At 73.1% G+C, this 7742-nt stretch carries 8 protein-coding genes; 4 read left to right on the forward strand and 4 right to left on the reverse strand.

What is annotated here, in order from left to right:
• Window positions 1-487 precede the first annotated feature (487 nt).
• On the reverse strand, window positions 488-1213 hold the full coding sequence (locus tag ACIPXC_RS15730; RefSeq protein ID WP_107056873.1) for a transglutaminase-like domain-containing protein: 726 nt from the start codon (window positions 1211-1213) through the stop codon (window positions 488-490).
• A gap of 65 nt (window positions 1214-1278) precedes the next feature.
• Window positions 1279-2265, reverse strand: coding sequence for a GNAT family N-acetyltransferase (locus tag ACIPXC_RS15735; protein ID WP_401617673.1), 987 nt, complete (start codon window positions 2263-2265; stop codon window positions 1279-1281).
• Between the two features lie 117 nt (window positions 2266-2382).
• On the opposite strand from ACIPXC_RS15735, the gene fdxA reads away from it, so the two are divergent.
• Both fdxA and dapC read left to right on the forward strand, forming a co-directional pair.
• Complete coding sequence (gene fdxA / locus ACIPXC_RS15740; protein WP_030027294.1) at window positions 2383-2712, forward strand: ferredoxin; 330 nt, start codon at window positions 2383-2385, stop codon at window positions 2710-2712.
• 107 nt (window positions 2713-2819) lie between these two features.
• Window positions 2820-3914 carry a succinyldiaminopimelate transaminase gene (dapC, locus tag ACIPXC_RS15745; protein WP_401617677.1) on the forward strand — a complete coding sequence of 365 codons (1095 nt, stop codon included), beginning with the start codon at window positions 2820-2822 and terminating at the stop codon, window positions 3912-3914.
• A gap of 65 nt (window positions 3915-3979) precedes the next feature.
• Here dapC and ACIPXC_RS15750 read toward each other — a convergent pair whose 3' ends face one another.
• Window positions 3980-4324 (reverse strand): ATP-binding protein, encoded by a 345-nt coding sequence (locus ACIPXC_RS15750; protein ID WP_401617680.1) that lies wholly within the window; start codon window positions 4322-4324, stop codon window positions 3980-3982.
• Window positions 4325-4598: 274 nt separating this feature from the next.
• Window positions 4599-5603 (reverse strand): hypothetical protein, encoded by a 1005-nt coding sequence (locus ACIPXC_RS15755; RefSeq protein WP_401617682.1) that lies wholly within the window; start codon window positions 5601-5603, stop codon window positions 4599-4601.
• A gap of 78 nt (window positions 5604-5681) precedes the next feature.
• Between ACIPXC_RS15755 and dapE the strand changes: the two genes are divergently transcribed.
• Both dapE and ACIPXC_RS15765 read left to right on the forward strand, forming a co-directional pair.
• Entirely contained in the window at window positions 5682-6761 is a 1080-nt protein-coding gene (gene dapE, locus ACIPXC_RS15760; protein WP_401617684.1) for a succinyl-diaminopimelate desuccinylase, read from the forward strand.
• A 64-nt stretch (window positions 6762-6825) separates the two neighbouring features.
• A complete protein-coding gene (locus tag ACIPXC_RS15765) occupies window positions 6826-7584 on the forward strand; it encodes a TIGR00730 family Rossman fold protein (protein ID WP_401617687.1) in 759 nt (252 codons plus the stop codon).
• Window positions 7585-7742: the final 158 nt, after the last annotated feature.

The raw sequence follows: 7742 nt of genomic DNA on the forward strand, positions 1-7742 counted from the left end.
CGGCGCCCGCGAGCGCACCACGCCCGGTCACGTCGAGGCGATCTGTGTGTCGGCGCCCTGCGGGGAGCGCCCCGGCACGCACCTGGTCCCGCCGGAACTCCCGTTCGGCCGACCCGGTGCGCCCCGAAGCCTGCGCCCGCGAGCGCACCACGCCCGGTCACGTCGAGGCGATCTGTGTGTCGGCGCCCTGCGGGGAGCGCCCCGGCACGCACCTGGTCCCGCCGGAAGTCCTGTTCGGCCGACCTGATGCGCCCCGAAGCCTGCGTCGGCGAGCGCACCACGCCCGGTCACGTCGGGGCCGGGTGCATGCCGGGGCGATCCCCGCAGGGCGCCGAACGCACCACCGCGCCCCCTTCCGGCCCCGAGTACCGTTCGGCGCCCGAGGAGACGCCCCGGCGTGTGCCCGGTACCGGCGTGACCCCCGCGTCCCCCGCACCCCGCACCCCCGCACCCCGTACCCCCGCGAGAGCGCCAGCCCCAGGAGGCGTCAGTTCAGCAGGGCGCGCGCCGAGACGGCCTCGGCCCGGATGCGGGCCGCCGCGTCGTCGTCCACCGCGGCGACCACTTCGGCGTACGCGTCCAGCTCGGCCGCGCCCTCCCGGAAGGAGCCCCGCTCCACCAGCAGGCGCGCCCGCTCGTACCGCAGCGACGCCGGATGCGACGGCAGCAGCAGCGACAGCTCCAGCGCCCACAGGGCCACGCCCGACTGCTCCGGACGGGTCGAGGCCCACGCCCGGATGTTGGTCAGGATCCGCAGCACGATGTCCAGCGTCCTGGCGGGCGTACGCGGCCCCGACGCCAGCTCCGCCGGCCCCGCTCCCAGCGAGGCGCCCCCGGCGAACGGGTCCACGACCACGCCCTCCTCGGGGTCGCCGAAGCCCACCACGAAGTGCCCCGGCAGCCCCAGCCCGTACACCGGCGCGCCCGCCCGCCGGGCGACCTCCAGCCACACCACCGACAGCAGGATCGGCAGGCCGCGCCGGCGCCGCAGCACCTCGTGCAGCAGCGAGGACGACAGCCGCTCGTAGTCCGCCGGGGTGCCGTGGAACCCGAGGCGTCCGCCCAGCAGTTCCGTCACGGCCGAGGCCCACGCCCGCCCGCCCCGCAGGCCGTACGGCAGCATCCCGGCCAGCCGGTCCAGCTCGATCTGCGCCCGGTCCATGGCGCGTTCGTCCAGCTCCGGGTCCGCCTCCGCCGCCAGCAGCAGGCACATCAGCGCCAGGTCCGGCCGCTGGGACCGGGCCTGCTCCGCGAACTGCTCCCGCCGGGCCGGCGTGCTCACCGGGCCGCCCGGAAATGGTGGTAGGAGTGGTGCGCCGCGAAGCCCAGCCCGTCGTACAGGGCCCGTGCCCCCGCGTTGTCCGTCTCGACCTGCAGCCACGCCGCCGAGGCGCCCTCCTCCAGGGCGCGCCGCGCCAGGGCGGCCATCACCGCCGTCGCGAGACCTTCCCGGCGGTGCTCCGGGTCGACCGTCACCGCGGCGAAGCCGGCCCACCGGCCGTCCACCACGCACCGTCCGATCGCCCGCCCGCCGGGCAGGGAGGCGAACCAGACCGACGGTCCCTCCACCAGGACCCGCCGGGCCACGTCCGGGTCGGAGACCCTCCCGTAGCGCCCGAGCCACTCCTCGTCCGGGACACGGGTCAGCCGTACGGACCCGCTCGCGGGCGCGTCCACGTCGCCCACCGGGGCCAGCGCCCCGATCCGTACCTCCGCCGACGCCTCGGACGTCCAGCCGCGGCGCTCCAGCTCCGCGCAGAGCAGCTCCTGCGTTCCGGCGGCTCCGGTGGCGGCCTGCACATAGGCCGGAAGTCCTCGTTCCGCATACCAGGAGGTCACTCGCGCGAGTGCATCGTCCAGCGGCATCCCCGGGTCGCCGGCCGGCAGGACGGAGTTGGCCCGCCGGGTGAACCCGGCGGACGCGCGCAGGGTCCACCCGCCCAGCGGCTCGCTCTCCAGCGGCTGCCAGGACCGTGCGCAGACCCTCGCCAGCTCCTCGAAGGAGGCCGCCGGACCCCGCCGCCTGGCCGGCGCCGCGGGTACGACCTTGCCCGCCACCAGCGAGGATTCCGCTATCCGGACGGACTGGCCGTTCTTCTGTGTGATCAGTAGCACACCCTGGTCCCAGGATGTGAGAACACCGACCGTGTCCGTGAACTCGGGTGATCCGCTCAGTCCGGTCTCCACCCGTCGTACAGAGACACGTTTACCCACGTCAGCCGGGGTGATTCGGACCTCCAGCAGTCCTCCGGCAGTGATTTCCACAGCTCTGTCCGCCCCTCCTGTTCGGATCGTGCCCGGGAACGGAGATACTAGGTGCGGGCATCGACGACGCCGCGCTCCCGCGCGATATGGAAAGCCCTACCGAGGAGGAACGAGAGCGTGACCTACGTCATCGCGGAGCCTTGTGTCGACGTCAAGGACAAGGCATGCATCGAAGAGTGCCCCGTCGACTGCATCTACGAGGGCCAGCGGTCCCTGTACATCCACCCGGACGAGTGCGTCGACTGTGGTGCGTGTGAGCCGGTCTGCCCGGTCGAGGCCATCTTCTACGAGGACGACACTCCGGAGGAGTGGAAGGACTACTACAAGGCGAACGTCGAGTTCTTCGACGAGCTCGGCTCGCCCGGTGGTGCCTCCAAGCTGGGCCTGATCGAGCGCGACCACCCCTTCGTCGCGGGGCTGCCCGCCGGCATCAACGGCGAGCACTGACCTTTCACGGCAGAAGCAACCCCCGGTCCCGTACGGCCTTCCCGCCGCACGGGACCGCGGTGTTTTCCGACCCGCCCCACCCGTACTCAGAGAGAGCAGAGACCACCGTGGCCGCAGTATCCGACCGTCTTCCCGCCTTCCCCTGGGACAAGCTGGAGCCGTACAAGAAGACGGCGGCGGCCCATCCGGACGGCATCGTGGACCTGTCCGTCGGCACGCCGGTGGACCCGGTCCCGCAGCTGATCCGGCAGGCACTGATCGACGCGGCCGACTCCCCGGGCTACCCGACGGTGTGGGGCACGAAGGAGCTGCGCGACGCCATCACGGGCTGGCTGCGCGGCCGGCTCGGCGCGAGCGCCGCCGAGCACCGCAATGTCCTGCCGGTCGTCGGCTCGAAGGAGCTGGTGGCCTGGCTGCCGACCCAGCTCGGTCTCGGCGCCGGCGACAAGGTCGCCTACCCCCGGCTCGCCTACCCGACGTACGAGGTCGGCGCGCGGCTGTGCGGCGCCGAGGCGGTGGTCTACGACGACCCCACCGAGCTCGACCCGGCCGGTGTGAAGCTGCTGTGGCTCAACTCCCCGTCGAACCCGACCGGCAAGGTCCTCGGCAAGGCCGAACTCGTGCGGATCGTGGCCTGGGCGAGGGAGCACGGGATCCTGCTCTTCAGCGACGAGTGCTACCTGGAGCTGGGCTGGGAGGCCGAGCCCGTGTCCGTGCTCCACGACGACGTGTGCGGCGGCTCCTACGAGGGGATCGTGGCGGTCCACTCCCTCTCCAAGCGCTCCAACCTGGCGGGCTACCGGGCGGCCTTCGTCGCGGGCGACGCGGACGTGCTCGGCGAGCTGCTGGAGATCCGCAAGCACGGCGGCATGATGACCCCCGCGCCGGTCCAGGCGGCCACCGTGGCGGCGCTCGGCGACGACCTGCACGTGGCCGAGCAGCGCGAGCGCTACGCGGCCCGCCGTGCGGCGCTCCGGACGGCCCTGGAGGCCCACGGCTTCCGGGTCGAGCACAGCGAGGCCAGCCTGTACCTGTGGGTGACCCGGGACGAGCCCTGCTGGGACACCGTGGCCCACCTCGCGGACCTGGGCATCCTGGTCGCGCCCGGCGACTTCTACGGCGAGGCGGGCGCACGCTTCGTACGCGTCGCCTTCACCGCCACCGACGAGCGCGTGGAGGCGGCGGTCAAGCGCCTCGGCTGACCGGTGACATGCCCGAGGGGGCCGGGAGTGTCCGCACTCCCGGCCCCCTCGGCGTTTCGCGGGCGTCAGCCGCCCAGCGGCAGGCCGCCGGGCAGGGGCAGGGAGGAGACCGGCAGCTCCTGGGTCGTGGGCAGGCCGCCGAGCAGGCCGCCCGCCTGGCCGGCCAGGTCGGACGCGGGGGCCGGCAGGGACTGGGTGGCGGCCCCCGCGTTGCCGAGGGCGTCGGTGGCCGTTCCGGTGGCCGTCTCGGCGGTCGCCGCGGGGGCGTCCGTGGCGGTGAGTGCGCCCAGCTGCGGCACGGACTCCAGACCGGCGGCGTTGGCCGCGCCGGCCGCACCGACCACGGGAGCTGCCCCGGCTGCGACGAGCAGCGCGGCACGGGCGATCCGACGGGTCAGGGGGAGGGACATGATGCTCCTAAGCGGTAGCGGCTGAGTACGGCCTGACTAACCGCTCGCGGGGCGGGTGGAGTTGCGGCACCGCCGGGTAAAGGATCGGTAACGCATCGTTTAATCGGCTTCCGCGACAAGCGCACCGGATGGTGCCGACCAGGGGTTCCGTGCGTTCGCGGGGCCGGCGGGCGCGGTGGTGATCACCCCCGCAGGGGTGATCACTCGTACGCGCGGCCGGGCGCCCCCGCGTACTCCCGAAACGCCTCCGGGCGCAGCCCGGTGCCCGCGCGGCTCAGCGGGCCAGGAAGATCCGGACCTCGCCGGGGGCCGCGCCGTAGGGATCGGCGTCGCCGTTCTTCGCACCCGCGCCGTTCTTGTCCTGCCACCGGCCCCGGTCCTCGCCCGCGACCCAGCCGCGCAGGTCGTACGACACCCTGGCGATCCCCAACTCGCGGGAGTTGGCCACCGCCCAGTGGGCCATCGCCCGGCTGCGGCGCGTCGCGGCCTCGCCGGCCTCCTTGCCCGCCTCCTTCTTCTCCACCATCGTGACCTCGGGCTCCGGGACCACCCGGCCGCCGCCGCCGTTGCGGCCGGCCTGACCGCCCGGGCCGCCCTGCGGCCCGAAGGTGTGCGTCCCGTCCTTGCCGAAGATCCGCACCAGGCCCTCCCGCACCTTCTCCGGGTCGCCCGGCCCCGTGGGCGCCGGCCCGCCGCAGTCCAGAACGCCGCCGCCGGCGAAGGCCGCGGTCAGCACGGTCGCGTCCGGCTCGTGCTTGGCGTAGGCCTGCGGGTAACCGCTGCGCTGCACCTTCTGCGCGGCCACGGTCAGCGGCAGCCGCGAGTACCCGGGCACGTCGACGAGATGGTCGTAGAAGATCGCGGCCGAGTAGACCGGGTCCGTGATCTGCTCCGGCGTGCCCCAGCCCATCGACGGCCGCTGCTGGAAGAGGCCCAGCGAGTCCCGGTCGCCGTGATCGAGGTTGCGCAGGGCGGACTCCTGCATGGCGGTCGCCAGGGCGATGGTGACGGCCCGGTCGGGCAGACCCCTGGCGATGCCGACGGCGGCTATCGTCGCCGCGTTCGCCGCCTGCTCCGGAGACATCTCGTACTTCTCGGAGTCGCCGTCGCGACCGGACGTGCCCGCACTGGCGACGCAGAAGGGCGCGCCACCGCCGACCGAGGCGCGCTGCACGGCGAAGTACCCGATCACCGAAAGGAGAACGAGCAGGCCGACGACCACACGCAGCGGCCTGCGGCGGCGAGGACGGGGTTCACGGATCTCGGACACGCGGCCCACCGTACTTGAGGCGTACGGCGCGTCCACCGGCCGGACGAGGAACGCTTCGCCACACCCCGGGGCGTTAGGGTCGGTTCCATGTCCGAATCCGAGCTGAACCTCACCCTGGACGCCGCCGAGCTGACCGCCCGGCTCGTCGACATCCCTTCCGTGAGCGGCGACGAGAAGGTACTCGCCGACCTCGTGGAAGAAGCGCTGCGCGGCCTGCCCCACCTCACCGTGGACCGCTTCGGCAACAACGTCGTCGCCCGCACGAACCTCGGCCGGGCCGAGCGCGTCGTGCTCGCCGGCCACCTCGACACCGTGCCGATCGCCGACAACGTCCCGTCGCGCCTCGACGAGAACGGCGTCCTGTGGGGCTGCGGCACCACCGACATGAAGTCCGGCGTCGCCGTGCAGCTGCGCATCGCCGCGACGGTGCCCGAGCCGAACCGGGACCTCACCTTCGTCTTCTACGACCAGGAGGAGGTCGCCGCCGACCTCAACGGCCTCGGCAAGGTCGCAGAGGCCCACCCCGACTGGCTCACGGGTGATTTCGCCGTCCTGCTGGAGCCCTCGAACGCCGAGGTCGAGGGCGGCTGCCAGGGCACCCTGCGGGTGCTGCTGCGCACGTCCGGCGAGCGTGCCCACTCCGCCCGCAGCTGGATGGGATCCAACGCCATCCACGCGGCGAGCCCGATCCTGGCCCGGCTCGCGGCGTACGAGGCCCGCAAGCCCGTCATCGACGGCCTGGAGTACCACGAGGGCCTCAACGCGGTCCGCATCGAGGGCGGCGTCGCCAACAACGTCATCCCCGACGCCTGCACCGTGACGGTCAACTTCCGCTTCGCCCCGGACCGCAGCATGGACGACGCGATCGTCCACGTCCGGGAGGTCTTCGCGGACTGCGGCGTCGACGAGTTCGTGATCGACGACTTCTCCGGCGGTGCCCTCCCCGGCCTCTCCCACCCCGCCGCGGCCGCGTTCATGGAGGCGGTCGGCGGCCGTGCCATGCCGAAGTTCGGCTGGACCGACGTCTCCCGCTTCAGCGCACTGGGCGTGCCGGCGGTGAACTACGGTCCGGGCGACGCCCTGCTGGCCCACAAGGTGGACGAGCGCGTGGAGACCAAGGCCATCCTGCACTGCGAGGAACGACTCCGCGCCTGGCTGACCTCCTGAATTCCGCTTCCCGTCACCTTCGTGCGCCTACCCTGATCCAACGATCAGCAGGAGGGAGCACATCATGGGCAACCCCGAAGGCAACGCTCGTCGTCGGCCCGAGGAGCAGCAGCTCGGGCCGGTGCTGAGGCGGCGCGGCCAGGTGCAGGCGGGCAGTACGACGGACCAGCGGCTGCTGGACACCGCCGGGCCCTCCGAGTGGGTGCACACCGATCCCTGGCGGGTCCTGCGCATCCAGTCGGAGTTCATCGAGGGCTTCGGCACGCTGGCCGAGCTGCCGCCCGCGATCAGCGTGTTCGGCTCGGCCCGGACCCCGGCGGGCTCGCCCGAGTACGAGGCGGGCGTCCGGATCGGCGGCGCGCTGGTCGACGCCGGGTTCGCGGTGATCACCGGCGGTGGTCCGGGAGCGATGGAGGCGGCCAACAAGGGGGCGCGCGAGGCGAACGGGGTCTCGGTCGGCCTCGGCATCGAGCTCCCCTTCGAGCAGGGGCTCAACCAGCACGTCGATCTCGGCCTGAACTTCCGGTACTTCTTCGTCCGCAAGACGATGTTCGTGAAGTACAGCCAGGGCTTCGTCGTGCTGCCCGGCGGCCTCGGCACGCTGGACGAACTGTTCGAGGCGCTGACCCTGGTGCAGACCCAGAAGATCACCCGCTTCCCCATCGTGCTGTTCGGCACGGAGTACTGGAGCGGGCTGGTCGACTGGCTGCGGGGCACGGTGATCGCCCAGGGCAAGGCCTCGGAGAAGGACCTCTACCTCTTCCACGTCACCGACGACGTGGACGAGGCGATCGCCCTGGTGACGAAGGAAGTCGGCAAGTAGGACCCCCACCGCGGGCCGACCGTGGCCGGCCCGCGGCCTCCGGCCGCCGGGGTGTCAGGCCAGGCCGCGGCGGGCGACCGCCGGGGGGCGGTGGCCCTGGATGGAACGGACCATGTCTCCTTCTCGACGCCGCTCTCGCGCGGTGCGGCGCCGGGGCG

The organism is Streptomyces sp. NPDC090021, from assembly GCF_044748225.1.
GTDB lineage: Bacteria > Actinomycetota > Actinomycetes > Streptomycetales > Streptomycetaceae > Streptomyces.